Here is a 25,384-nt window from a genome sequence, read left to right as displayed (position 1 = left end):
CCGGCCTTTTTTGTTGTTCGCCCCGAATGCTCATTCAGCCGTCATCCTGCTGTCATGCCACCGGCCGAAAAACCACTCTGGTTTAACAGAGGGGTTGTCCATGTCTTTCTCGAAACATGCCGCATTGCTGGCGGTTCTGCTCACCTCGGTCGCCATGCCGGCCAGCGCCGAGCAGGTCTTCAACCGCATCGCGTCTTTCCCTGTCGCCCAGAACCTGCCCAAGGGCGAGGACAAGGCGACATCGTCGGAAATCATCACCGCGACCGCTGACGGCAATACGCTGATCTATTCCGATGCGCCGGGGGGCACGATCGGTTTCATCGATATCACCGATGCCAAGGCACCGAAGGCCGGCGGTTCGGTCAAGATCGACGGCGAGCCGAACTCGGTGGCCGCTGCCGGCCCGAAGGTGCTGATCACCATCGACAACACCAAAGACTTGACGAAACCGGCCGGCAAGCTCGGCGTCATCGACATCGCCTCGAAGAAGCTCGAAAATACCTGCGATCTCGGCGGCCAGCCCGATTCGGTTGTCGTGTCTCCTGACGGCACCTTTGCCGCCATCGCCATCGAAAACCAGCGTGACGAAGACCTGAACGATGGCGCCCTGCCGCAGCTTCAGGCTGGCGAACTGCTGATCGTTTCCCTGAAGAATGGCGTCCCGGCCTGCGATAGCATCAAGCGCGTCGACGTGACCGGCCTCGCGACCGTTGCACCGGAAGATCCGGAGCCGGAATTCGTCAACATCAATGCCAATGGCGAGATTGCCCTGACGCTGCAGGAAAACAACCACGTCATTATCATCGACAGTAAGACCGCCAAGGTCACCAGCCACTTCACGGCCGGCACGGTCGATCTCGAAGGCGTCGATGCCAAGACCGATGGTTCGCTCAATTTTTCGGGCAAGCTGGCCGCCGTTCCGCGCGAGCCTGATGCCGTGAAATGGCTCGGCACCGATCGTCTCGTCATCGCCAATGAAGGCGATTACAAGGGCGGTTCGCGCGGCTTCACCATCTTCGACCGCTCCGGCAAGGTTCTTTACGATGCCGGCATGACGCTGGAACACGAAATCGCCCGCCACGGCCATTTCCCGGAAAAGCGCGCCAAGAACAAGGGCATCGAGCCGGAAGGCATGGAAGCCGCCAAGTTCGGCGATCAGCAGTATTTCTTCGTGCTCTCCGAGCGCGGTTCGATGGTCGCCGTCTACAAGGATACCGGAGCCACGCCTGAACTCGTGCAGTTGCTGCCGTCGGGCATCTCGCCGGAAGGCGCTGTGGCAATTCCCGGTCGCAACCTGCTCGCAACCGCCAACGAAGCCGATCTCGGCGAAGACGGTGGCCCACGCTCGCATGTGATGATCTATGAACTGGCTGAAGGCGAAAAGGCCTACCCGACGATCGTCTCCAAGGATCTGGATGGCAAGGTGATCGGCTGGGGCGCTTTGTCCGGTCTCGTCGGTGATGCGGAAAAGGATGGCACGTTCTACGCGGTGTCTGATTCGGTCTACGCCATGCAGCCGTCGATCTTCACCATCGACGCCACCAAAAAGCCGGCCGAAATCACCAACGTCGTGCGCATCACCCGCAACGGACAGCCGGCCCAGAAACTCGACATCGAGGGCATCGCCCTCGACGGCAAGGGCGGCTTCTGGTTTGCTTCGGAAGGCGACAACGCAAAACTCGTCGGCCACGGCATCTACAACGTCAACGCCAAGGGCGAGATCAAGACGGAAATCGGTCTGCCGTCCGAACTGCTGGCCGGCGAAACCCGCTTTGGCCTGGAAGGCATCACCACCACCGGTTCGGGTGATGACCTGACCTTGTGGATGGCCATGCAGCGCGAGTGGAAGGACGACCCGAAGGGCCAGACCAAGCTTCTCGCCTACAAGCCGAAATCGAAGGAGTGGACCGCCGTCCGTTACCCGCTCGAAAAGGCTGAAAAGGGCTGGGTTGGTCTTTCCGAAATCACCGCCAAGGGTGACTTCCTCTACATCATCGAGCGCGACAACCTGATTGGCGACGCTGCAAAGCTGAAAAAGCTTTATCGCGTCTCGCTCAAGGACCTGAAACCGGCAAAACTCGGCGGCGAACTGCCGGTCGTCACCAAGGAAGAAGTCCACGATTTCCTTCCGAGCCTGAAAACCGCCACCAACGGCTACGTCCTCGACAAGCTGGAAGGTTTTGGCTTCGACAAGTCCGGCAAGGCATTCATGGTCACCGACAATGACGGTGTGGATGATTCGTCGGGCGAGACGCTGTTCCTGCCGGTTGATATCAAGGTCACAAACTAAGAACTCTCACGCGATGTGAAGGGGAGGGCCGGGTGCGTGATGCGCGCCCGGCTTTTTTGTCAGCCTTGGGGCTTTGCAATGAGGCCGACCGCGAAGCGCAGGGCCCGGTAAAGCACGTAGCTGAACAGCAGAAAAAAGGGTGCGAGCACCGACGCGGTGATAAAAGCCATCGCCCGACCGGTATCGGCGAACAGATGGTGTTGCAGATAGCCGTAGGCGCCGAATGGCTCCGTGTGTTCGAATATGCCGTTGCCGTTGAGATCAAAAGAATCGACGCGCCAGCGCAGATAGGTCTGTACGCAGCGCGCCGCAGCAATGAAGTATGTGACGATGAAGACGTATATGGCCAGAAATGCTGGCCAGCACGAGCGCCGTGAATGCATCGCTTCCAGCCAGAACAAAAATGTCGCTAAAGCAATGCCGATCAACATGCTGAGCGGTCCAGATGCCCGGATCAATGTTTCCTCAAGATACATCTGGATCCCCTAAAAGCCGGAAGCCTAGGGACCTGCGATCGAAAGCACAAGTTGATAGCGAGCGGAGATCGCCGAGCCAAAGCCTGGGAAATCTTGTGCCTATTTAATCATGATATTAGGGGAAATAATGGTGGGCGATGAGAGACTCGAACTCCCGACATCCTCGGTGTAAACGAGGCGCTCTACCAACTGAGCTAATCGCCCTTCGCGTCAACCGGATCATGTCCGCCGCGTCGGTGGCCGTGAGATATGCGGAACCGGAGAAATCCGCAAGAGCCTTTTTCCATTTTTTTGAAAAATTTGCGACAGATATGGGGAAATCCTTGTCTTGCTGGGGAAAGTTGATTTCGTCATTCTTTTGTCGTCAAAACTTGTTGACACCCGTCCGCGAACCTCTTAGTGAGCGCTCATCCGAACGGTTGAGGCCGCCGGATGAAGGGAAGCTTCTCTGAAAAGAAACGCTTCGTTTCGAGATAAGTGCGGGTGTAGCTCAGTTGGTTAGAGTGCCGGCCTGTCACGCCGGAGGTCGCGGGTTCGAGCCCCGTCACTCGCGCCACTATCTCTTCTCAGTCTACCTCTCGCCTCATGCGAGAGTTGCCGCAAGGCGAAGAAAATATGCGCGGGTGTAGCTCAGTTGGTTAGAGTGCCGGCCTGTCACGCCGGAGGTCGCGGGTTCGAGCCCCGTCACTCGCGCCATTTTCTTCGAAACCTTTTCGGCCTTGCCTGACGCGTTCAGGTCTTCTCCAATCATTCAATAGCCAGTCCATTGCGTTGTCGCAGGCGTATGTTGTCCGGCCCTGCTCCCTCCGTGTGATTCTCGGATCGGCTATCGTGTCATGCCTGCAGAGTGCGCTGCGGTATAGGCGCATTCGCAATTGCGTGATCGCCGTAGGGGAGGGCTGTCGCGGTTGGCTGCGGTATTCGGGTATGGTTTGCCCAAAATTTGGGCTGTGAGAGGCGGGGTTTCGAGCCTGTTGGGTCTCTAACCTGTTGATTGCATTCGTTATGTTGCCGCTGACTCTGAAGTTGATTTTTGAGTGCGTTTTGCTGCGCGCTATCGTCGCATGAAATTTTTTTTAGTAAATTCAAACATTTGCCGTTCATCACCTGACAAAACGCAAGAAACGCCCGAAAACCTTGAGTTTTTCGCTCCTGTTAATAATTTAGGTGCATTGTCACCGATGGCTGAAATCGCGTTTTCCCGGCGCTTTATGGCTTTCCCTCGCATGCTGCGACGTTTCGTCGTCTTTCGCATCATTTTGGAGTGGGGGTTGGGGGTCAAACCTCTTGCGCCGGGGGCTATCCTGCGATAGTCAGCCCTTGTTGCAATGCACGTTCGCTTGGCCAGTGCATAAGTGTTAGGCGTTTGCCCTTCGCTTGCGGTCAGGCAGGGATGGAATACAATGACTGAACTCCTCAGTTCCTATCTCCCGATCGCGATCTTCATCGGCATTTCCATGGTGATCGGTCTGGCGCTGCTGATCGCGCCCTTCGCCGTGGCCTACAAGGCTCCCGATCCGGAAAAGCTCTCCGCCTTCGAATGCGGTTTCAATGCCTTCGATGACGCCCGTATGAAGTTCGATATCCGGTTCTACCTGGTCTCGATCCTGTTCATCATCTTCGATCTCGAAGTCGCCTTCCTGTTTCCCTGGGCTGTGTCCTTCGGTGAAATGGGCTGGTTCGGCTTCTGGTCCATGATGGTGTTCCTCGGTGTGCTCACCATCGGCTTTATCTACGAATGGAAGAAGGGAGCTCTGGAATGGGAATGACCGGCAACACGCTCGTCGCGCAAAAGCCGAAGGGCATTCTCGATCCGGCGACCGGCAAACCTGTCGGCGCCACCGATCCGTTTTTCACCGACGTCGACAACGAGCTGGCCGACAAGGGCTTTCTCGTTACCTCGACCGACGAACTGATCACCTGGGCGCGCACCGGCTCGCTGATGTGGATGCAGTTCGGTCTGGCCTGTTGCGCCGTTGAAGGCCTCATGCAGGCGTCCGGCCCGCGTTACGACATGGAGCGCTTTGGTGTCGCTCCGCGCGCATCACCGCGCCAGTCTGACGTGATGATCGTCGCCGGCACGCTGACCAACAAGATGGCGCCGGCGCTCCGCAAGGTCTATGACCAGATGCCGGAGCCGCGTTACGTCATTTCGATGGGATCTTGCGCCAATGGTGGTGGTTATTACCATTATTCCTATTCGGTAGTGCGCGGTTGTGACCGTGTCGTTCCGGTAGACATTTATGTGCCGGGCTGTCCCCCCACGGCAGAAGCACTGCTTTACGGAGTGCTCCTGCTGCAGAAGAAGATCCGCCGCACCGGCACGATCGAGCGCTGAGGGATAAGTCATGAGCGAAGTTCTCGAACAACTCTCCACCTACATCCGCGAAGCGACCGGCAACCTCGTGTCGGCGTCCGAGATCGCCTATGGCGAACTCAACCTGACGACCGACCGCGACAGCATCGTCGAGCTTATGACTTTCCTGCGCGATGATCCGCAGGGCGGTTTTGTCAGCTTCATCGATGTGTCCGGTGTCGACTGGCCGCAGCGCCCAGAGCGTTTCGATGTCGTCTATCACCTGCTGTCGCCCAAGCGGAACCTTCGCCTGCGTGTGAAGCTTGCAGTCGCCGAAGACGTTTCGGTTCCCTCGGTCACCGGCGTCTACAAGGGCGCCGACTGGTTCGAACGCGAGATCTGGGATCTCTACGGCGTGCCGTTCTCCGGCCATCCGGACATGCGCCGCCTCGTGACCGACTACGGTTTCCAGGGGCATCCGCTGCGCAAGGACTTTCCGGTTACCGGTTTCGTCGAGGTTCGTTACGACGACCAGCTCAAGCGGGTTGTCTATGAGCCGGTCGAGCTTCGCCAGGAATTCCGCAATTTCGACTTCACATCGCCATGGGAAGGCACCGACTATGTGCTGCCCGGAGATGAAAAGGCGCAGTCATGAGTGGCGAAGCGCTCAAGGAACAGGGACAGTGCCTCTGCGGCGCTGTCCGTTTTGATGCTGTGGTCGCGACGCGCGAATTTGGCGCGTGCCACTGTTCCATGTGCCGGCGCTGGACCGGCGGCGTTTTTCTCGCGGTCGAATGCGAGAGCGTAGAAGTGCAGGATGGGGCGCCGCTCGGCGTCTATTCTTCGTCGGAATGGGGTGAGCGCTGTTTTTGCAGTGCCTGCGGCACGACTGTCATGTGGCGTTCCAAGGATGGTGCGCATAATGCGGTTTCGCTGCAGTCTTTCGATAACCCGTCCGATTTCACGTTCGCATCGCAGATCTTCGTGGATGAAAAGCCGTCCAGCTATTCGTTCTCGAACACGACACAGAACATGACCGGTCCCGAATTCATCGCCATGGTTACGGGCGGAGCGCAACAATGACTGAACATAACGTCCGCAATTTCACGATCAACTTTGGCCCGGAGCATCCTTCGGCGCACGGCGTTCTGCGTCTTGTGCTGGAGCTCGATGGCGAAATCGTGGAACGCGTCGATCCGCATATCGGCCTGCTGCATCGCGGCACCGAAAAGCTGATGGAATCGAAGACCTATCTGCAGGCGCTGCCTTATCTGGACCGTCTCGACTATGTCGCGCCGATGAACCAGGAGCACGCCTACTGCCTGGCGATCGAAAAGCTGCTCGGCCTTCAGGTGCCGATCCGCGGCCAGCTGATCCGTGTTCTCTATTCGGAAATCGGCCGTATCCTCTCGCACATCATGAACGTCACGACCCAGGCCATGGACGTTGGTGCCATGACCCCGCCGGTCTGGGGTTTTGAAGAGCGCGAAAAGCTGATGATCTTTTACGAGCGCGCCTGTGGCGCCCGTATGCACGCAGCCTATTTCCGCCCCGGTGGCGTCCATCAGGATCTGCCGCAGCAGCTGGTGGAAGATATCGGCGCGTGGTGCGATCCGTTCATCAAGGTTTTGGACGATATCGAAGGCCTGCTTACCGGCAACCGCATCTTCAAGCAGCGTAACGTCGATATCGGCGTGATCTCGCTGGAAGAGGCGTGGAACTGGAGCATGTCGGGCGTGATGGTGCGTGGTTCGGGCGCTGCCTGGGACCTGCGCAAGTCGCAGCCTTACGAGTGCTACGCCGACCTCGATTTCGATATTCCGATCGGCAAGAACGGCGACTGTTTCGACCGTTACCTCGTCCGCATGGCCGAGATGCGCGAATCGGTAAAGATCATGAAGCAGTGCGTTGCCCGCCTGCTGGGTGATGCCAAGACCGGCCCGATCTCGGCAACGGACGGCAAGGTGGTTCCGCCCAAGCGCGGCGAGATGAAGCGTTCGATGGAAGCGCTCATCCACCACTTCAAGCTCTACACCGAAGGTTTCCACGTACCGCCGGGCGAAGTTTATGCGGCCGTCGAGGCGCCGAAGGGCGAATTCGGCGTCTATCTCGTCGCCGATGGTTCCAACAAGCCATACCGCTGCAAGCTGCGCGCTCCCGGTTTCGCGCATCTGCAGGCCATGGATTACATGTCGACAGGCCACCAGCTGGCCGACGTCACGGCAATCCTCGGTTCGCTCGATATCGTGTTCGGGGAGGTGGATCGCTGATGCGTTCGCTCCCGATCATGATTGCAATATTCTGAATAGGACGTGATGTAGAATGTCTGTTCGTCGACTAGCCGAAGACCAGTTTCAGCCTGCAACCTTTGCCTTCAACGCGGAAAACACCGTGTTCGAAGCCGCGACCATTGCCAAGTATCCCGAGGGACGCCAGCAGTCGGCTGTCATCCCGCTGCTGATGCGTGCGCAGGAACAGGACGGCTGGGTGACCAAGGCGACGATCGAATATGTCGCCGAAAAGCTCACCATGCCGTATATCCGCGTGCTGGAAGTCGCGACCTTCTACACCCAGTTCCAGCTGAAGCCGGTCGGCACCCGTGCCCATATCCAGGTCTGCGGCACCACGCCTTGCATGCTGCGTGGCTCGGATGAGCTGATCAAGGTCTGTCAGCACAAGATCCATCACGATCCCTTCCATACCAATGCCGAGGGCACGCTGTCCTGGGAAGAGGTCGAATGTCAGGGCGCCTGCGTCAATGCTCCCATGGTCATCATCTTCAAGGATGCCTATGAGGACCTGACGCCGGAACGCCTCGAACAGATCATCGACGAATTCGAAGCCGGCAAGGGCGCGGATGTGCCGGTTGGCCCGCAGATCAACCGTCATCTGTCGGCGCCGGAAGGCGGCCCGTTGACGCTGCTCGACGATATCAAGCCGGTTCGCACCAATCTCGATCCGAAGCCGGAACCGGCCGCCGACGGCGCATCTGTGCCGCCCGCCGATGCCGGTCATCCGAAGGATACCGCACCGGAAACCGACAAGTCGCTGAAGACCCCGGTCACCGCGCCGGCTGCAGCCGCAGCCAACGCCAAGGAAGCCGAAAAGGGCGAGTCCACCACGACGGCCGAAAAGCCTGACGTCAAGCGTCGCGGCAGCAAGGCCGAAGGCGCACCGGCGCCCGAAGGTGCCGTTGCCGGTGAAGACAAGCCGAAGCGTACCCGCAAAGCCAAGCCTGAAGGGGAGGCGTGATCATGCTTAAAGATCAGGATCGCATCTTTACGAACATCTACGGCCTCAAAGACAAGTCGCTCAAGGGCGCCATGAGCCGTGGTCATTGGGATGGCACCAAGCAGATCATCGACAATGGTCGTGACTGGATCATCAACGAGATGAAGGCATCCGGCCTTCGTGGTCGTGGTGGCGCCGGCTTCCCGACAGGCCTGAAATGGTCCTTCATGCCGAAGGAATCGGACGGTCGTCCGCATTACCTCGTCGTCAATGCCGACGAATCTGAGCCCGGTACCTGCAAGGACCGTGAAATCATGCGCAACGATCCGCATACGCTGATCGAGGGCTGCGTGATCGCCGGTTGCGCCATGGGCGCGCACACCGCTTACATCTATGTTCGTGGCGAATACATGCGCGAACGCGAAGCCCTTCAGGCCGCGATCGACGAATGTTACGACGCCGGTCTGCTCGGCAAGAACAACAAGAACGGCTGGGATTACGACATCTACGTCCATCACGGCGCGGGTGCCTATATCTGCGGCGAAGAGACAGCACTGCTCGAAAGTCTTGAAGGCAAGAAGGGCCAGCCGCGCCTCAAGCCGCCGTTCCCGGCCAACATGGGCCTTTATGGTTGCCCGACCACGGTCAACAACGTCGAGTCGATCGCGGTTGCCCCGACCATCCTGCGTCGTGGCGCCACCTGGTTCTCGTCGCTCGGTCGCCCGAACAATGTCGGCACAAAGCTGTTCATGATCTCCGGTCACGTCAACAAGCCGTGCACTGTCGAAGAGGAAATGGGCATCACCTTCCGCGAACTGATCGACAAGCATGCCGGCGGTATTCGCGGCGGCTGGGACAATCTGCTGGCGGTCATTCCCGGCGGCGCATCCTGCCCGATCGTTCCTGCCAAGGACATCATCGATTGCCAGATGGACTTCGATGGCCTGCGCGCCGTCGGTTCGTCCTTCGGCACGGCTGGTGCCATCGTCATGGATAAGTCCACCGACGTGATCAGGGCGATTGCCCGCATCTCGGCCTTCTTCAAGCACGAGAGCTGCGGCCAGTGCACGCCGTGCCGCGAAGGCACCGGCTGGATGTGGCGCGTGCTCGAACGCATGGTCAAGGGCAATGCCCAGAAGCGCGAGATCGACATGCTGTTCCAGGTGACCAAACAGATCGAAGGGCATACGATTTGTGCGCTCGGCGACGCTGCCGCCTGGCCGGTTCAGGGCCTCATCCGCCATTTCCGCCCGGAAATCGAAGCACGCATCGATCAATACACATACCGCTCGACGTCGGAAGGCGCCGTGCTGGAAGCTGCGGAGTAAGGTGATGACGTCGCCGGAGGAGAAACACGCGGGGCAGGGGGCATCGACGGCAAAGCCGGCGTTCGGCTCGTCCTGGCCCGGTTTCGATCCGGCTTCGCTGACGCTGAACCCGATGATGGCCAATCCGGCGGCTGCCATGGCGGCAATGACGCAGATCGGCATCGAGTTGCAGACTCAGTTCGCGACCGCGATGTTCGGCATGATGCAGAACGCTATGGACGCCAGCCAGCGTCTGCACCGCACGCTGGAAGACATGGCCCGCGAGCCTGCCGCGACTGAAGCCGAAAAGGCTGAAGCACCGGCACCGACGGCCACGAAGACAAGAACCGCCAAGGCTGCACAGCCGGAAGCAAAAGACGATTTGAAACGGATCTCGGGTCTCGGCCCGAAGATCGAGACGAAGCTGAACGGTCTGGGTGTCACAACCTTGGCCGAAATCGCCGGATGGAGCGCCGAACAGGCTGCCCGCGTCGATGCCGAACTTGGCCTTGATGGCCGTGTGACGCGTGACGACTGGGTCGGCCAAGCCCAGAAATTGGGTGGGACGCTGACCTCTGGCGCACAGGAATTGCCACCGGTTGGGACCCAGGCCCGCAAGACCGGCGGACGGAAAAACAGGACGTAACGATGACGAAGCTCAAGGTTGACGGCAAGGAAATCGAGGTTCCGGACCACTTCACGCTGCTGCAGGCATGCGAGGAGGCGGGTGCCGAAGTGCCGCGTTTCTGTTTCCACGAACGTCTGTCGGTCGCCGGCAACTGCCGCATGTGTCTGGTCGAAGTGAAGGGTGGCCCGCCGAAGCCGGCAGCCTCCTGCGCCATGGGCGTGCGCGATATCCGCGGCGGCCCGAACGGCGAGCTTCCGGAAGTTTATACCAACACGCCGATGGTCAAGAAGGCCCGCGAAGGCGTGATGGAATTCCTGCTGATCAACCACCCGCTGGATTGCCCGATCTGCGACCAGGGCGGTGAGTGCGATCTTCAGGACCAAGCCATGGCGTTTGGTATCGATAGCTCGCGCTACACCGAAAACAAGCGCGCCGTCGAAGACAAGTATATCGGCCCGCTGGTCAAGACCGTGATGAACCGCTGCATTCACTGCACGCGTTGCGTTCGCTTCACGACGGAAGTCGGCGGCATTTCAGAACTCGGCCTGATCGGTCGTGGCGAAGATGCCGAAATCACCACCTATCTCGAGCAGGCGATGACCTCCGAGCTGCAGGGCAACGTCGTTGACCTCTGCCCGGTCGGCGCGCTCACCTCCAAGCCGTTCGCCTTTACCGCCCGTCCGTGGGAACTGAACAAGACCGAATCCATCGACGTGATGGATGCTGTCGGTTCGGCCATCCGCGTCGATACGCGTGGCCGCGAAGTCATGCGCATCATGCCGCGTGTCAACGAAGCCGTGAACGAAGAGTGGATTTCTGACAAGACCCGCTTCATCTGGGATGGCCTCAAGACCCAGCGTCTCGACCGTCCTTACGTGCGCCGCGACGGCCGCCTGCAGGCTGCCTCCTGGGGTGAAGCATTCGCCGCCATCAAGTCGGCGGTCGCAGCGGCACCTGCCAACAAGATCGGCGCCATTGCCGGTGACATCGCCTCCGTCGAAGAGATGTATGCGCTGAAGTCGCTGATCGCCTCGCTCGGTTCGGAAAACATCGATTGTCGCCAGGATGGTTCGGCTTTCGATCCGTCGCTCGGCCGCGCAAGCTACATCTTTAACCCGACCATCGAAGGCATTGAAAAGGCTGATGCTTTGTTGATCGTGGGTTCCAACCCGCGTTATGAGGCAGCCGTTCTCAACGCCCGTATCCGCAAGCGCTTCCGTCGCGGCAATTTCCCGATCGGCCTGATCGGTGAAGCCGGCGAAATGCGTTGGGATTACGAATATCTCGGCGCCGGTCCGGACACGCTGACCGACCTCGTCGAAAACGGCAATGCCTTCATCGACAAGCTGACCGCCGCCAAGAACCCGATGATCATTGTCGGTCCGGGCGCAGTCGCCCGCGCTGATGGCGCTGCAATCCTCGCGCTCGCCGCCCGTCTTGCCGCAACGGTTGGTGCCGTCACCGAAGACTGGAACGGTTTTGGTGTTCTCCACACCGCAGCCTCGCGCGTCGGTGGTCTCGATCTCGGCTTCGTGCCGGGCGCGAACGGCCTCAACGCATCCGACATGCTGAAGTCTATGGACGTTCTCTTCCTGCTCGGTGCTGACGAAATGGCATTCGGTGGCAAGGGTGCAAAATTCACCGTCTATATCGGCAGCCACGGCGATGCCGGCGCTCATACCGCCGACGTCATCCTGCCGGCCGCTGCCTATACCGAAAAATCGGGCACCTGGGTCAACCTCGAAGGTCGCGTCCAGATGGGCAACCGCGCTGGGTTTGCCCCGGGCGAAGCCCGCGAAGACTGGGCGATCCTGCGTGCGCTGTCCGACGTTCTCGGCCACAAGCTGCCGTTCGACAGCCTGTCTGCCCTGCGTGCGAAGCTCTACGCCGAATTCCCGCATTTCGCGGAGATCGACGAAGTGGCCGCCGGCACCGGCGAACAGGTCGCAAAACTTTCGATGGTTGCAGGCCGCGCCGACAAGGCTGCGTTTGCATCCTCGGTCAAGGACTTCTATTTGACGAACCCAATCGCCCGCGCGTCTGCCGTCATGGCGGAATGTTCGGCATTGGCCCGCAACAACTTCCAGGTTGCAGCGGAGTAAGGGCAGGACAATGGATTCTTTCTTCTCGACCTACATCTGGCCGGCCCTCATCATGGTGGGGCATTCCCTGCTGACGCTGGTCTGCCTTCTGGTCTTCATCGCCTTCATCCTGCTGGCCGACCGTAAGGTCTGGGCAAACGTCCAGCTGCGCCGCGGCCCCAACGTCGTTGGTCCGTTCGGCCTGTTCCAGTCGTTCGCCGACTTGCTCAAGTTCATCCTGAAGGAGCCGATCATTCCGGCCGGCGCCAACAAGGTGGTCTTCCTGCTGGCACCGCTGGTCTCGGTGGTTCTGGCGCTCGCTACCTGGGCGGTCATCCCGCTCAATGATGGCTGGGCCGTTGCCAACATCAATGTCGGCATCCTCTACATTTTCGCGATCTCCTCGCTCGAAGTCTACGGCGTCATCATGGCCGGCTGGGCGTCGAACTCGAAATACCCGTTCCTCGGCGCGCTGCGCTCGGCGGCACAGATGGTGTCCTACGAAGTCTCGATCGGCATCGTCATCGTCACCGTTCTCCTCTGCGTCGGTTCGCTGAACCTCCAGGACATTGTTTACGCGCAAAAAACCGGACTCGGTACGATGATCGGCCTGCCGAACTCGTTCCTCGACTGGCACTGGCTGTCGCTGTTCCCGATGTTCGTGGTGTTCTTCATCTCGGGTCTGGCTGAAACCAACCGTCCGCCCTTCGACCTTCCGGAAGCGGAATCGGAACTCGTCGCCGGTTACATGGTCGAGTATTCGTCGGCTCCGTACATGATGCTGATGCTCAGCGAATACGCTGCCATCATGCTGATCTGCGCGCTGACCACGATCCTCTTCCTCGGAGGCTGGTTGCCGCCGTTCGACTTCTGGCTGATCAACTGGGTTCCGGGCATCGTCTGGTTCCTGATCAAGGTCTGCATGGTCTTCTTCGGCTTCGCCATGGCCAAGGCCATCGTGCCGCGCTACCGCTACGACCAGCTGATGCGTCTCGGCTGGAAGGTCTTCCTTCCGCTCTCGCTCGGCATGCTGGTGATTGTTGCATTCGTACTGAAGCTGACGGGATGGGCTGGCTGATGATGGCTCGATCCTCGCTCGGTTCTATTGGAGAATAAAGATGGCAGGCCTCTCTCAAGCCGTCGGTTCGCTGTTCCTGAAGGAATTCGTCGCCGCTTTCGCGCTGACGTTCAAATATCTGTGGTTCCGCCAGAAGGCGACCATCAACTACCCGTTCGAAAAGGGACCGGTCTCTCCGCGCTTCCGTGGCGAACATGCGCTGCGCCGTTATCCCAACGGCGAAGAACGCTGCATCGCCTGCAAGCTGTGTGAAGCCATCTGTCCCGCTCAGGCGATCACCATCGAAGCCGGTCCGCGCCGCAATGACGGCACCCGCCGCACGGTGCGTTACGACATCGACATGGTGAAGTGCATCTATTGCGGTTTCTGCCAGGAAGCCTGCCCGGTCGATGCCATCGTCGAAGGCCCGAACTTCGAGTTCTCCACGGAGACCCGCGAAGAACTGTATTTCGACAAGGCCAAGCTGCTCGCCAATGGCGACCGCTGGGAACGTGAAATCGCCCGCAACCTTCAGCTGGATGCGCCTTATCGTTGATAGGGTCCCGTTGAAGGGCAATGCTTGAGTTTGAAATGTCCCGCAGCCGGTGGCGGCGGGAATGAAGATGACAAATGTCTGGACGGCATCGGCCGCCAGGTCCGACGGGGAGGGGCCTTTCTTTGAAAGGTCTTGCCGGGGAAGACGAGAAAGCACCAACATGGCTCTACACGCTATATTCTTTTATCTCTTCGCCTTCGTCGCTGTGGCGTCGGCGGTCATGGTCGTGTCGGCCAAAAATCCGGTTCACTCGGTGCTGTTTCTCATCCTCGTGTTCTTCAACTCGGCGGGCCTGTTCCTGCTGACGGGAGCCGAGTTCCTGGCGATGCTGCTGCTGGTCGTTTATATCGGCGCCGTTGCGGTTCTCTTCCTCTTCGTCGTCATGATGCTCGACATCGACTTCGCCGAGTTCCGCCAGGGCGTGCTGCAATATGCGCCGATCGGTGCGCTGGTCGGCCTGGTGGTCGCAGCAGAACTGATCCTCGTGGTCGGCGGCACGACATTGTCGCCGCAGGCGGCCAAGTCGATCGCCATGCCGATGCCGGATATCGCAGAGCGCCAGAACACGGCAGCGCTGGGTGACGTGCTCTACACCCATTACGTCTACTTCTTCGAAGTGGCCGGCCTCATCCTGCTCGTCGCCATGATCGGCGCGATCGTGCTGACGCTGCGCCATCGCCAGAACATCAAGCGGCAGAATATCGCCCGCCAGGTTGCTCGCACGCCGGAAACCGGTGTCGAGATCGTCAAGGTCAAGTCGGGCCAGGGCCTCTGAGAGCGGGACAAGGATTGAAATTATGGAAATCGGACTTTCCCATTACCTGACGGTCAGCGCGATCCTCTTCACGATCGGCGTGTTCGGAATCTTCCTGAACCGTAAGAACGTCATCATCATCCTGATGTCGGTCGAACTGATCCTTTTGTCGGTAAACCTCAACATGGTGGCCTTTTCGTCGTTCCTCAACGACATCGCCGGCCAGGTATTCGCCCTCTTCATTCTGACGGTTGCTGCAGCGGAAGCGGCGATCGGTCTTGCAATTCTCGTTGTCTTCTACCGCAACCGCGGCTCCATCGCGGTCGAAGACGTCAATATGATGAAGGGCTGATCGGGTCATGATCTACAAGGCAATCGTCTTTCTTCCCCTGATCGGCTTCTTGATCGCCGGCCTTTTCGGCCGCCAGATCGGCGCCAAGGCATCGGAATACGTCACCACCGGTCTGATGATCATCACGGCCATCCTGTCGTGGATCGTCTTCTTCAACGTCGCACTCGGTCATTCCGAGGGCGAGGTCATCAAGGCCGTCGTCATGCGCTGGATTCAGTCCGGCAGCATCGATGTCGAATGGACGCTGCGCATCGATACGCTGAGCGCGATCATGTTCGTCGTCGTCAACACCGTGTCGACGCTCGTGCATCTCTATTCGATCGGCTACATGCATCACGACGAACATCGTCCGCGTTTCTTCGCGTATCTGTCGCTGTTCACCTTCGCGATGCTGATGCTCATCACTGCCGACAACCTGCTGCAGATGTTCTTCGGCTGGGAAGGCGTGGGTCTGGCCTCGTATCTGCTGATCGGTTTCTGGTTCAAGAAGCCGTCCGCGTCTGCTGCCGCCATGAAGGCCTTCATCGTCAATCGCGTCGGTGACTTCGGTTTCATCCTCGGCATCGGCGGCGTCTTCGTGCTGTTCGGTTCGATCAACTTCGAAACCATCTTTGCGGCTGCCGCCACCTATATGCCGCATGAAGGGGCTGCCGACGCCAACGCGATCGTTGCGAACTTCTTCGGCATGGAACTGACCAAGAGCACGGCGATCACCGTCACCTGCCTTCTGTTGTTCATGGGCGCGATGGGTAAGTCGGCGCAGTTCCTGCTGCACACCTGGCTGCCGGACGCCATGGAAGGCCCGACCCCGGTCTCGGCCCTCATTCACGCCGCAACCATGGTCACCGCCGGCGTCTTCCTCGTCGCCCGCATGTCGCCGATCTTCGAACTGTCGCCGGATGCGCTGCTGGTCGTCACCATCATCGGTGCTATCACCGCCTTCTTCGCGGCAACCGTCGGCCTCGTGCAGAACGACATCAAGCGCGTCATCGCCTACTCGACCTGCTCGCAGCTCGGTTACATGTTCGTGGCGCTCGGCGTCGGCGCTTATGGCGCAGCCGTCTTCCACCTGTTCACGCACGCTTTCTTCAAGGCACTGCTGTTCCTTTGCGCCGGCTCGGTCATCCACGCCGTCGATGGTGAGCAGGACATGCGCCACATGGGCGGCCTGCGTCCGCACATCAAGGTTACCTTCGCGATGATGCTGATCGGCACGCTCGCCATTACCGGCGTTGGCATTCCGTTCACGCCGGTCGGTTTCGCCGGCTTCTTCTCCAAGGACTTCATCATCGAAGCGACCTATGCATCGCATTCGCCGGCTTCCGGCTTTGCCTTCACGCTTCTGGTGATCGCGGCCATGTTCACAAGCTTCTATTCGTGGCGCCTGATCTTCCTCACCTTCTTCGGCAAGCCGCGTGCGAGCCACGAAGTGATGCACCACGTGCATGAGAGCCCGCAGGTCATGCTTGTGCCGCTCTACATCCTCGCCATCGGCGCGGTTGTTGCAGGCGTGGTCTTCAAGGAATTCTTCTACGGCCACGAATACGATGTGTTCTGGAAGGGTGCTCTCTTCACATCCGAGCACAACGAACTGCTGCACGAATTCCACCACGTGCCGGCTCTGGTTGCTCTGGCACCGTTCCTTGCCATGATCATCGGTTTCGTCACCGCCTGGTATTTCTATATCAAGTCGCCGGAAACCCCGAAGCGTCTCGCCGCCTCGCAGCAGGGCCTGTACCAGTTCCTGCTCAACAAGTGGTATTTTGACGAACTCTACGATTTCCTCTTCGTCCGTTCGGCCAAGGCTCTCGGCCGCTTCCTGTGGAAGAAGGGTGACGTCGCCGTCATCGACGCTTACGGCCCGAACGGTATCGCCGCCCGTGTTGTCGACGTTACGCGCAATGTCGTGCGTCTGCAGTCCGGCTACCTTTATCACTACGCGTTTGCGATGCTGATCGGCATCGCCGCCCTCGTCACATGGATGATGCTCGGGAGTTCCTTCTGATGACCGATTGGCCCATTCTTTCAACGGTCACCTTCCTGCCGCTCGTCGGCGTGGTGCTCCTGCTCCTCACCGGGCAGGAGGGCGCGAACGGCCGCCGCAATGTCCTTTATATTTCGCTGGCGACCACCGTCTTCACCTTCATCGTGTCTCTCTTCATCTGGATCGGCTTCGACAATTCGAGCGCCAGCTTCCAGATGGTCGAGAGCCATGAATGGCTCGGCACCGGCATTTCCTACCATCTCGGCGTCGATGGCATTTCCATGCTGTTCGTCATCCTCACCACTTTCCTCATGCCGTTCTGCGTGCTGGCGAGCTGGGAATCGATCGAACACCGCATCAAGGAATACATGATCTCCTTCCTGCTTCTGCAGGTGGCGATGACCGGCGTGTTCGTCTCGCTCGACATCGTTCTGTTCTACGTGTTCTTCGAAGCGACCCTGATCCCGATGTTCATCATCATCGGTGTCTGGGGCGGCAAGGATCGCGTTTACGCCTCCTACAAGCTCTTCCTCTACACGCTGCTCGGCTCGGTTCTCATGATGCTCGCCATCATGGCCATGTACTGGAACGCCGGCACCACCGATATCGTTGAACTCCTCAAGCACGGCTTCCCGGCCGGCATGCAGACATGGCTCTTCCTCGCCTGCTTCGCCGCTTTCGCAGTCAAGATGCCGATGTGGCCGGTCCACACCTGGCTTCCGGATGCGCACGTTCAGGCCCCGACCGCAGGTTCGGTCATCCTGGCCGGCGTCATGCTGAAGCTCGGCGGTTACGGTATGATCCGTATCCTGCTGCAGATGTTCCCGCTGGCCTCGGACTATTTTGCTCCGATGGTGTTCTCGCTGTCCGTCATCGCCATCATCTACACCTCGCTGGTCGCGATGATGCAGGACGACATCAAGAAGCTGATCGCCTATTCGTCGGTTGCCCACATGGGCTACGTGACCATGGGTATCTTCGCCGCCAATACGCAAGGCGTGCAGGGTGCTGTGTTCCAGATGCTGTCGCACGGTATCGTCTCCGGCGCGCTCTTCCTTTGCGTCGGCGTCGTTTATGACCGCCTCCACACCCGCGAGATTTCCGCTTACGGTGGTCTCGTCAACAACATGCCGAAATATGCCGTGGCGATGATGATCTTCACCATGGCAAACGTCGGCCTGCCGGGCACGTCTGGCTTCATCGGCGAATTCCTGACGATCATCGGCGTCTTCCGCGTCAACACTTGGGTGGCACTGTTTGCCGCAACCGGTGTCATCCTGTCGGCCTGCTACGCTCTGTGGCTTTACCGCCGGGTTCTGTTCGGTGCGCTGGAGAAGGAAAACCTCAAGCAGTTGCTGGACCTGTCGACGCGTGAGAAGATCCTGCTTTATCCGCTGGTCGCGCTCACCATCTTCTTCGGCTTCTATCCGGCGCCGGTATTCGACGTGACTGCCGCGTCGATCGACGCGCTGGTCAACAATTACTCGGCAGCCCTGCAGGCAGCGCAAAAACTTGCGCTCGCAGTAACGCACTGAGACGGGACGGGACTGGATTATGACCGCTGAACTACTCCTTGCTAGCCTGCAGATCTCGAGCCCGGAAGTGCTTCTGGCGCTCGGTGCGCTGGCACTCCTGATGATCGGCGTCTTCAGTGGCGACCGTTCGTCGCCGCTGGTAACGGGCCTGACAATCGCCGTCATGATCGTGGCTCTGATCATGATCATCTTCGTCGCGCCGCAGGGTGAAGCCTATAACGGCGCCTTCCTGATGGACGGCTTTGCCCGCTTCATGAAGGCAACCGCGCTGTTCGGCTCGATCGTCGCGTTGCTGATGACCTTTGCCAATGCCAAGTCCGACCAGATCGACAAGCCGGAATTCCCGGTTCTCGTCCTGCTCGCCACGCTCGGCATGATGCTGCTGATCTCGGCTAACGACCTGATCGCGCTTTATCTCGGCCTCGAACTGATGTCGCTGGCGCTTTACGTCGTCGCCGCCTTCAACCGTGACAGCATTCGTTCCACCGAAGCCGGCCTGAAGTATTTTGTGCTCGGCGCGCTCTCCTCCGGCATGCTGCTTTACGGCATGTCGCTGGTCTACGGTTTTACCGGCAACACCGGCTTCGAACAGATTGCCCAGGTGTTGAGCCAGGAAACCCGTTCGCTCGGTCTCGTTTTCGGTCTGGTCTTCGTTCTTGCTGGTCTGGCATTCAAGATCTCCGCCGTGCCGTTCCACATGTGGACGCCGGACGTTTATGAAGGTGCGCCGACCCCGGTTACCGCCTTCTTCGCTTCCGGTCCCAAGGTCGCCGCCATGGCCATCCTGGTGCGCATCGTTTCGGATGCCTTCATCCCGGTCGTTGCCGACTGGCGTCAGGTCATCGTCTTCATCGCAATCGCTTCCATGCTGCTCGGTTCGTTTGCCGCCATCGGCCAGAAGAACATCAAGCGTCTGATGGCCTATTCCTCGATCGGTCACATGGGTTACGCGCTCGTCGGTCTGGCCGCTGGTTCGGAAACCGGTGTCTCGTCGATCGCGCTCTACATGCTGATCTACATGGTCATGACGCTTGGCACCTTTGCCTGCATCATGTCGATGCGCCGCCCTGACGGCACCGCTGTCGAAGCGGTGGATGATCTGGCGGGTCTTTCGTCCACGCGTCCGTTCATGGCGCTGGTCCTGACCGCGCTGATGTTCTCGCTTGCCGGCATCCCGCCGCTGGCCGGCTTCTTCGCCAAGTATTTTGTCTTCCTCGCCGCCATCGAAGCCAAGCTTTACGCTCTGGCCGTCATCGGCGTGCTCTCCTCGGTCGTCGGCGCCTACTACTATCTGCGCGTCGTCAAGCTGATGTGGTTCGACAAGCCGGTTGGCGAATTTGCCCGCACGCCCGGCCTGCTCAAGCTGGTCTTCGGTTTCTCCGGTCTGTTCGTGACGGCCTATGTGCTGTTCGGCGGCCCGGTCGGCACGGCAGCATCTGCGGCAGCAAAGTCATTCTTCTGATATGACTGGCATCAGACGCCGCTTCCCGCTCGAAGCCTTCAGGCATATCGCGCTGGATGAAGTCGGCTCCACAAACACAGATGCCCTCGCAGCCGCGAGGGCAGGAGACCAAGGTCTTCTCTGGATCACCGCCCGGCGCCAAAACGCCGGGCGTGGTCGTAGAGGGAGGGCGTGGACCTCCGAGACCGGCAATCTTTACGCCACGCTCCTGTTGATCGACCCCGCGCCGATCGAACGCACCGCCTCGCTTCCGCTTGCCGTCGCCCTTGCCGTCCGCAACGCCATCGCCGCTGTCATGCCCCCCGGTACGCCGCCGGTCGAGGTCAAATGGCCGAACGATATCTTGATAGAACGCAGGAAAACCTGCGGCATATTGCTCGAAGCCGAGATGTTGCCGGATGGAAAACGCGCTCTCGTCATCGGTATCGGCATCAATATTCGTCACAAGCCGGATAGCGCCCCTTACGCCGTAACCTCGCTCGAAGAACATGGTGTAACCGCCTTGCCGGAAGAGCTTTTCGCGCATCTTTACAAGGAGATGGCGCAGGTTCTGGAATCATGGGACGAGGGCAGGGGCATAGCGGACGTGACCGCCCAATGGCGTAGTGTCGCCTGCGGTATTGGCGAGAAGATCACCGTTAATCTGCCAAACCATTCGATTTCCGGGCGCTTTGCCGGAATTGATGATAAAGGCTTGCTGATGCTGGACACGGGCAGTGAACTTATGCCCATTGCCGCCGGCGACGTATTTTTTGCATGAATCGGAAATAGGACAATATGGCCTCCAAGGACGAACTGGTATTTTTGCCGCTGGGCGGCGTAGGCGAGATCGGCATGAACCTCGCGCTCTACGGCTTTGGCCCCGAGGCGACCCGCCAGTGGATCATGGTCGATTGCGGCGTGACCTTTCCGGGTCCAGACCTGCCGGGCGTCGATCTGGTGCTGCCGGATGTGCGCTTCCTTGCCGACAAGAAGAAGAACCTCAAGGGCATCTTCATCACCCACGCGCATGAAGACCATTATGGCGCCCTGAACGATATCTGGCCGGGCCTCAATGTGCCGGTCTATGCCTCACCGTTCACGGCCGGCATGCTCGATGCCAAACGCGCTTACGAAGGTGGCCGCGCCGAAATCCCGATCACCATCTTCAAGGCCGGTGACCGCATCAATGTCGGTCCGTTCGAAGTCGAGGCCGTCGGCGTCAACCATTCAATCCCCGAGCCGATGTCGCTGGTTATCCGCACGCCGCTTGGCAATGTCATCCACACCGGTGACTGGAAGATCGACCATAATCCGTCGCTCGGACCGCTGACCGACGAAGAGCGTTTTCGCGCAATCGGTGACGAAGGCGTGCTCGCCGTCATGTGCGATTCGACCAACGCCATGCGCGATGGCGTTTCGCCGTCGGAAGAAGAAGTCTCGCACGGCCTACAAAAGGTCATCGAGGCCGCAGAAGGCCGCGTCGCCGTCACCACCTTCTCGTCGAATGTCGGTCGCATCCGTTCCATCGCGCTGGCAGCACAGGCCGCCGGCCGCGAAGTGCTGCTGCTCGGCTCGTCGCTGAAGCGTGTTGTGGGTGTTGCCCGCGATATCGGCATCATGGACGATATCAAGCCGTTCATCGCCGAAGACGAATTCGGCTATATCCCGCGCGACAAGGTCGTGGTCATCCTCACCGGCAGCCAGGGCGAGCCGCGTGCCGCACTCGCAAAGCTGTCGCGTGACGAAATGCGCAATGTGGCGCTTGCCGCCGGCGATACGGTCGTGTTTTCCTCACGCACCATTCCCGGCAATGAAAAGCCGATCCTCGAGATCATGAACGGCCTTATCGAGCAGGGCGTCAACATCGTCACCGATACCCAGGCGCTCGTTCACGTGTCCGGCCACCCGCGCCGCAACGAACTTCTGAAAATGTACGAGTGGACCCGCCCGGAAATCCTCGTGCCCGTGCACGGCGAAGCGGCTCATCTGACGGCCCAGCGCGATCTGGCGCTCGGCGCCGGTATCAAGACCGTGCCGCGTGTGCGCAACGGCAACATGCTGCGCCTCGCGCCCGGTCCCGCCGAAGTCATTGCGGATGTCCCGTTCGGTCGTATCTACAAGGACGGCAAGTTGATTGGCGATTTCGAGGAAATCGGTATCGGCGACCGTCGCAAGCTTTCCTTTGCCGGTCATGTCTCGGTCAACGTGCTGCTCGACAGCCGCCACGATTTTCTCGCCGACCCGGACATCGTCCTGTTCGGCCTGCCGGAAATGGATGATGAGGGCGAGAGCATGGAAGACACGCTCTATGATAGCGTCCTCGGCGCCATCGAAAGCATTCCGCGGGCCCGCCGCAAGGATCTCGACATGCTGCGCGAATCCGTACGCCGCGCCGTGCGCTCCGCCGCCAACAATGGCTGGGGCAAAAAGCCGATCGTGACGGTGTTCGTCACCCGCCTCTGAGTCCAAAGGGCCACACCGGCCCGATAATTGACAATTGTGTGATGCGATGGCGCGGATGTGTGAAAGCTCCGCGCCATTTTCATGTGTTAGCTCTGCAATCGGCTGGGACGATTCGGAGACATTTTATGAGACCTGGAAATTTCCTGGGCGCCGCTGTCATCTGCGCGGCGCTGTTGGCGATCACCTTCGTTGCTTCGGTAACGCAAGACAGCAATCCCGAAATGGCTGCCACAACTGTGACTGTGGTTCGCTAAGGATATCTGTGGGGCAGGGGACTTGCCCCTCATCCGTCATATCCGACACTTCACCTGCGGGCGAAGATGTTGAAACTACGGATGCTCCTCAAAGAAAGAGAATGGCCGCCGCGCCCAGTCTCTCCGCCTGCGGGAGAAGATATAAAATCATGGCTTTAGCCCCAAGGCTAAGCCATAGATTTTGTTGGGCGGAGGTGATGTCTGCTGCGCCCATGGGAGAAGATCATGCTCGGCCGTATCAATCACATCGCCATCGCCGTCCCCAATCTGACGGCCGCCGCGATGCCCTACAAAAATCTCGGCGCCACCGTTTCCGATCCGCAACCGTTGCCGGAACACGGCGTGACGGTTGTTTTTGTAGAACTCGAAAACACCAAGGTCGAGTTGCTCGAGCCGCTCGGTGAAAACTCACCCATTTGGGGCTTTCTCGCAAAGAATCCGGCCGGTGGCATGCATCACATCTGTTACGAAGTGGCCGACCTTCTTGCCGCCCGCGACCGGGCGGTGGCGCTCGGCCTGCGCGTGCTTGGCGATGGAGCGCCGAAAATCGGTGCACATGGCAAGCCGGTGCTCTTCCTTCACCCGAAGGATTTTTCCGGCACTCTGACCGAGCTGGAGCAGATTTGAATCTGATTTCAGTAACTTGCGGCGGTAGACGGAATCATTTTCCGAAACCCTTCATGCATTGCTGCAATTGAGCTTGGCTCCATTCTCCCTATAATCGGCGCGGGGTTTGGAGGAGGAGTGACGCATGCCCATCCTGTCGACATTCGCGGTCTATTTCGTCATCTGGTGGCTGACCCTGTTCATCGTGCTACCGATCGGCATGCGCAGCCAGCAGGAAGAGGGCGAGGTGGTGCTGGGCACGGTGGCAAGCGCGCCGGCGAAATTTCGCGGCCTGCGCGTCGTGATCCTCACCAGCCTGATCGCCGCGCTTCTCCAGGGAGGCTGGCTTCTCGCGTCACATTTTTTCGGTGTCAGCATCAGTTCACTGCCGGTCATTCTGCCGGATTTCGGATGAGGCTTGGGAGCAGACGTTTCTGGTGGCGTGTGCTGCTTGTTGTGCTTTCGGCTTTGGCCGCGTGTTTTGTAGCAGCAGTGATTTTGTTTCGCTGGTTGACCACACAGCCCCTATGCGATGGCCAATTCAGCCAATCGCCCGACGGAGCCTATGAGGCATCGGTCTTCACCTGTTCTGATGCCCCATTCTTTTATGGTGAAATCAAGCATTATTTCGAGTTCCGGGTCCGTGGTCCGGGCGTTGATCATTTTCTGACCAGCAGGCCGATCCCGGGACCGTGTTTTGCATCGCGGTGCGAGAAAAGCGCCATCGTTTGGGACAAGCAGCCGGCAGCCGTACGTTTCGTGTTTCCATCGGCCGAACTGCGGTTCGAAACGCGGCCGAATATAGACCGCTTCGAGGAGCAACCATGAACGAAACGGATCGCATGGATTTCGAACAGGCGATGGGGGAAGAATTCGGCCATTGCCTGTCGCCGCCGCTGCCCTTTGAGGATGCGTCCGCGCACGAGTGCTGCGAGGTGGTCTGGAAGGTCCTCGGAGATGAGGTCGCCCCGGATCGCCTGTCCACGCTCTCCGACGATGAGATCGCCGCTCTTGCGGCCGGTTTCGGAGGTTATTTCGAGGTGGATAATCCGACAGAACAACAATTAAGGGCAGCAATCACGCAAACTTTGGCACGCTGGCCTGTCGGCTCTCTGTGAGAGGCTTAGCCTGCGCTTCAAAATGCATATGGAATGGTAATGAACCTCCAGTCTCTCCCGAACTCCATAACCACGACACGCCTCATCCTGCGCAAGTTTCAAACCGACGATCTGACAGCTTACGCCGCCTATCGCAGCCGCAACGATGTTTACCGTTACCTGTACGCCGCGCCGTCAACTGGTGCCGCGTTGGAGGAAAAATTCGCAAAACTGCTGGAGGCGCCCTTTGAAAACGATGGTGACGATTTTCGCCTCGCCGTCACCCGGAAGGAGGATGGCGCTCTCGTCGGGGATGTCATGTTGAAACTCGCCAACAAGGCAGCGCTGCAGGCCGAAGTCGGTTATGTTTTTCATCCCGATTACGGCGGCAAGGGTTATGCGACGGAAGCCGTGTCGGCGATGATCTCCGCAGGTTTTGAAACTTTTGGGTTTCACCGCATCTTTGCCAGGCTCGACAGCCGCAACAACGGCTCCGTCGGCATCGTCAAGCGCCTGGGTCTGCGGCGCGAGGCGCACTTGATCGAAAACGATCGGTTTAATGGAGAGTGGGGCGACGAATATGTTTATGCCGTGCTGGCAAGGGATTGGACGGCGGCCCAACGGGGCGATGAGGCCTGACACCTGTCATCATCCCGTAACCTTTCATAGGCATAAGCCCATCAGCCGGAAGCGCGAATCCTGATTTGAAGGCAAAAAAAAACAAGGCGATGAAGCCTTGTTTTTTGAGTTTCGCGTGATCTTTCCGTTGCCGGGGCTGCGAACGAAGCGCGCCTAAGATCTAAATCCTCCCAAGACTTTGACCGCGAAATAGGCAAGAATTTAATCTCCTTGCCCGTTTTGTAAGCCGAAGCTAGCCCACATGAGACATCTTGTCACCCCAATTTTTGCATTTTTGCTACACACAGGCAAAAAAATCCTGTGAACAAAAATGTCGCACCCCTTGTCCCTCAAA

The 25,384-nt window shown here is 59.2% G+C and carries 25 protein-coding genes, 3 tRNA genes and 1 pseudogene; 27 read left to right on the top strand and 2 right to left on the bottom strand.

Going from position 1 to position 25,384, the window contains the following annotated elements; translation table 11 throughout:
* The first annotated feature begins 100 nt into the window (after positions 1-100).
* Positions 101-2,290: an esterase-like activity of phytase family protein gene (locus GAO09_RS20160; RefSeq protein ID WP_153356558.1), complete on the top strand. Its 2,190-nt coding sequence runs from the start codon at positions 101-103 to the stop codon at positions 2,288-2,290.
* 59 nt (positions 2,291-2,349) lie between these two features.
* Here GAO09_RS20160 and GAO09_RS20155 read toward each other — a convergent pair whose 3' ends face one another.
* Entirely contained in the window at positions 2,350-2,766 is a 417-nt protein-coding gene (locus GAO09_RS20155) for a hypothetical protein (protein ID WP_153356554.1), read from the bottom strand.
* 128 nt (positions 2,767-2,894) lie between these two features.
* Positions 2,895-2,970: transfer RNA gene (locus tag GAO09_RS20150), tRNA-Val, on the bottom strand.
* A 275-nt stretch (positions 2,971-3,245) separates the two neighbouring features.
* On the opposite strand from GAO09_RS20150, the gene GAO09_RS20145 reads away from it, so the two are divergent.
* The 26 genes and pseudogenes from GAO09_RS20145 (at position 3,246) to GAO09_RS20025 (ending at position 25,050) form a co-directional block, all read left to right on the top strand.
* A tRNA-Asp gene (locus GAO09_RS20145) sits at positions 3,246-3,322 on the top strand.
* A gap of 63 nt (positions 3,323-3,385) precedes the next feature.
* A tRNA-Asp gene (locus GAO09_RS20140) sits at positions 3,386-3,462 on the top strand.
* A gap of 341 nt (positions 3,463-3,803) precedes the next feature.
* A complete protein-coding gene (locus tag GAO09_RS20135; RefSeq protein ID WP_153356551.1) occupies positions 3,804-4,079 on the top strand; it encodes a hypothetical protein in 276 nt (91 codons plus the stop codon).
* Positions 4,080-4,169: 90 nt separating this feature from the next.
* A complete protein-coding gene (locus tag GAO09_RS20130; RefSeq protein WP_153356548.1) occupies positions 4,170-4,535 on the top strand; it encodes an NADH-quinone oxidoreductase subunit A in 366 nt (121 codons plus the stop codon).
* Positions 4,505-5,104: a NuoB/complex I 20 kDa subunit family protein gene (locus GAO09_RS20125; protein ID WP_153356543.1), complete on the top strand. Its 600-nt coding sequence runs from the start codon at positions 4,505-4,507 to the stop codon at positions 5,102-5,104. Before GAO09_RS20130 ends, GAO09_RS20125 begins: the two co-directional genes overlap by 31 nt.
* 10 nt (positions 5,105-5,114) lie before the next feature.
* Positions 5,115-5,717, top strand: a complete 603-nt coding sequence (locus GAO09_RS20120; RefSeq protein ID WP_153356540.1) for an NADH-quinone oxidoreductase subunit C — start codon at positions 5,115-5,117, stop codon at positions 5,715-5,717.
* Positions 5,714-6,145, top strand: coding sequence for a GFA family protein (locus GAO09_RS20115; protein ID WP_153356537.1), 432 nt, complete (start codon positions 5,714-5,716; stop codon positions 6,143-6,145). Before GAO09_RS20120 ends, GAO09_RS20115 begins: the two co-directional genes overlap by 4 nt.
* Positions 6,142-7,332, top strand: a complete 1,191-nt coding sequence (locus GAO09_RS20110) for an NADH-quinone oxidoreductase subunit D (RefSeq protein ID WP_153356533.1) — start codon at positions 6,142-6,144, stop codon at positions 7,330-7,332. The genes GAO09_RS20115 and GAO09_RS20110 overlap by 4 nt, the downstream gene beginning before the upstream one ends.
* 52 nt (positions 7,333-7,384) lie before the next feature.
* A pseudogene (gene nuoE / locus GAO09_RS20105) lies at positions 7,385-8,275 on the top strand (NADH-quinone oxidoreductase subunit NuoE); the annotation flags it as partial.
* A gap of 41 nt (positions 8,276-8,316) precedes the next feature.
* Positions 8,317-9,621 carry an NADH-quinone oxidoreductase subunit NuoF gene (gene nuoF / locus GAO09_RS20100; protein ID WP_153356527.1) on the top strand — a complete coding sequence of 435 codons (1,305 nt, stop codon included), beginning with the start codon at positions 8,317-8,319 and terminating at the stop codon, positions 9,619-9,621.
* A gap of 4 nt (positions 9,622-9,625) precedes the next feature.
* Positions 9,626-10,246: a 5' DNA nuclease gene (locus tag GAO09_RS20095; RefSeq protein WP_153356524.1), complete on the top strand. Its 621-nt coding sequence runs from the start codon at positions 9,626-9,628 to the stop codon at positions 10,244-10,246.
* 2 nt (positions 10,247-10,248) lie between these two features.
* Entirely contained in the window at positions 10,249-12,330 is a 2,082-nt protein-coding gene (gene nuoG, locus GAO09_RS20090; RefSeq protein WP_153356521.1) for an NADH-quinone oxidoreductase subunit NuoG, read from the top strand.
* A 10-nt stretch (positions 12,331-12,340) separates the two neighbouring features.
* Positions 12,341-13,387 (top strand): NADH-quinone oxidoreductase subunit NuoH, encoded by a 1,047-nt coding sequence (gene nuoH, locus GAO09_RS20085; RefSeq protein WP_153356518.1) that lies wholly within the window; start codon positions 12,341-12,343, stop codon positions 13,385-13,387.
* A 40-nt stretch (positions 13,388-13,427) separates the two neighbouring features.
* A complete protein-coding gene (gene nuoI, locus GAO09_RS20080) occupies positions 13,428-13,922 on the top strand; it encodes an NADH-quinone oxidoreductase subunit NuoI (protein ID WP_112728445.1) in 495 nt (164 codons plus the stop codon).
* A gap of 160 nt (positions 13,923-14,082) precedes the next feature.
* Positions 14,083-14,697, top strand: a complete 615-nt coding sequence (locus GAO09_RS20075) for an NADH-quinone oxidoreductase subunit J (protein ID WP_153356515.1) — start codon at positions 14,083-14,085, stop codon at positions 14,695-14,697.
* A gap of 22 nt (positions 14,698-14,719) precedes the next feature.
* Complete coding sequence (nuoK, locus tag GAO09_RS20070) at positions 14,720-15,028, top strand: NADH-quinone oxidoreductase subunit NuoK (protein ID WP_132273210.1); 309 nt, start codon at positions 14,720-14,722, stop codon at positions 15,026-15,028.
* A 7-nt stretch (positions 15,029-15,035) separates the two neighbouring features.
* Positions 15,036-17,033 carry an NADH-quinone oxidoreductase subunit L gene (gene nuoL / locus GAO09_RS20065; protein WP_153356512.1) on the top strand — a complete coding sequence of 666 codons (1,998 nt, stop codon included), beginning with the start codon at positions 15,036-15,038 and terminating at the stop codon, positions 17,031-17,033.
* Complete coding sequence (locus tag GAO09_RS20060) at positions 17,033-18,547, top strand: NADH-quinone oxidoreductase subunit M (protein WP_153356509.1); 1,515 nt, start codon at positions 17,033-17,035, stop codon at positions 18,545-18,547. The genes nuoL and GAO09_RS20060 overlap by 1 nt, the downstream gene beginning before the upstream one ends.
* Before the next feature lie 19 nt (positions 18,548-18,566).
* The gene (gene nuoN, locus GAO09_RS20055; protein ID WP_153356506.1) at positions 18,567-20,009 is read left to right on the top strand and encodes an NADH-quinone oxidoreductase subunit NuoN; all 1,443 of its coding nucleotides are present in this window, start codon (positions 18,567-18,569) and stop codon (positions 20,007-20,009) included.
* Between the two features lies 1 nt (position 20,010).
* Complete coding sequence (locus GAO09_RS20050; RefSeq protein WP_153356503.1) at positions 20,011-20,769, top strand: biotin--[acetyl-CoA-carboxylase] ligase; 759 nt, start codon at positions 20,011-20,013, stop codon at positions 20,767-20,769.
* Between the two features lie 17 nt (positions 20,770-20,786).
* On the top strand, positions 20,787-22,454 hold the full coding sequence (locus GAO09_RS20045; RefSeq protein WP_153356500.1) for a ribonuclease J: 1,668 nt from the start codon (positions 20,787-20,789) through the stop codon (positions 22,452-22,454).
* A 125-nt stretch (positions 22,455-22,579) separates the two neighbouring features.
* Positions 22,580-22,708 carry a hypothetical protein gene (locus tag GAO09_RS30265; RefSeq protein ID WP_274379772.1) on the top strand — a complete coding sequence of 43 codons (129 nt, stop codon included), beginning with the start codon at positions 22,580-22,582 and terminating at the stop codon, positions 22,706-22,708.
* A 225-nt stretch (positions 22,709-22,933) separates the two neighbouring features.
* Positions 22,934-23,335 carry a methylmalonyl-CoA epimerase gene (gene mce, locus GAO09_RS20040; protein ID WP_153356497.1) on the top strand — a complete coding sequence of 134 codons (402 nt, stop codon included), beginning with the start codon at positions 22,934-22,936 and terminating at the stop codon, positions 23,333-23,335.
* A gap of 124 nt (positions 23,336-23,459) precedes the next feature.
* Entirely contained in the window at positions 23,460-23,729 is a 270-nt protein-coding gene (locus GAO09_RS20035) for a DUF1467 family protein (protein WP_153356495.1), read from the top strand.
* Positions 23,730-24,138: 409 nt separating this feature from the next.
* On the top strand, positions 24,139-24,432 hold the full coding sequence (locus GAO09_RS20030; protein WP_153356492.1) for a hypothetical protein: 294 nt from the start codon (positions 24,139-24,141) through the stop codon (positions 24,430-24,432).
* 39 nt (positions 24,433-24,471) lie between these two features.
* The gene (locus GAO09_RS20025) at positions 24,472-25,050 is read left to right on the top strand and encodes a GNAT family N-acetyltransferase (protein ID WP_153356489.1); all 579 of its coding nucleotides are present in this window, start codon (positions 24,472-24,474) and stop codon (positions 25,048-25,050) included.
* The last annotated feature ends 334 nt before the right edge of the window (positions 25,051-25,384 follow it).

Origin of the sequence: Endobacterium cereale, from assembly GCF_009617585.1 — a bacterium.
GTDB classification, from domain to species: Bacteria; Pseudomonadota; Alphaproteobacteria; order Rhizobiales; family Rhizobiaceae; genus Neorhizobium; species Neorhizobium cereale.
The sequence above is the reverse complement of the archived record's forward strand: the minus strand, read 5'-3'. Positions and strand labels throughout refer to the sequence as shown.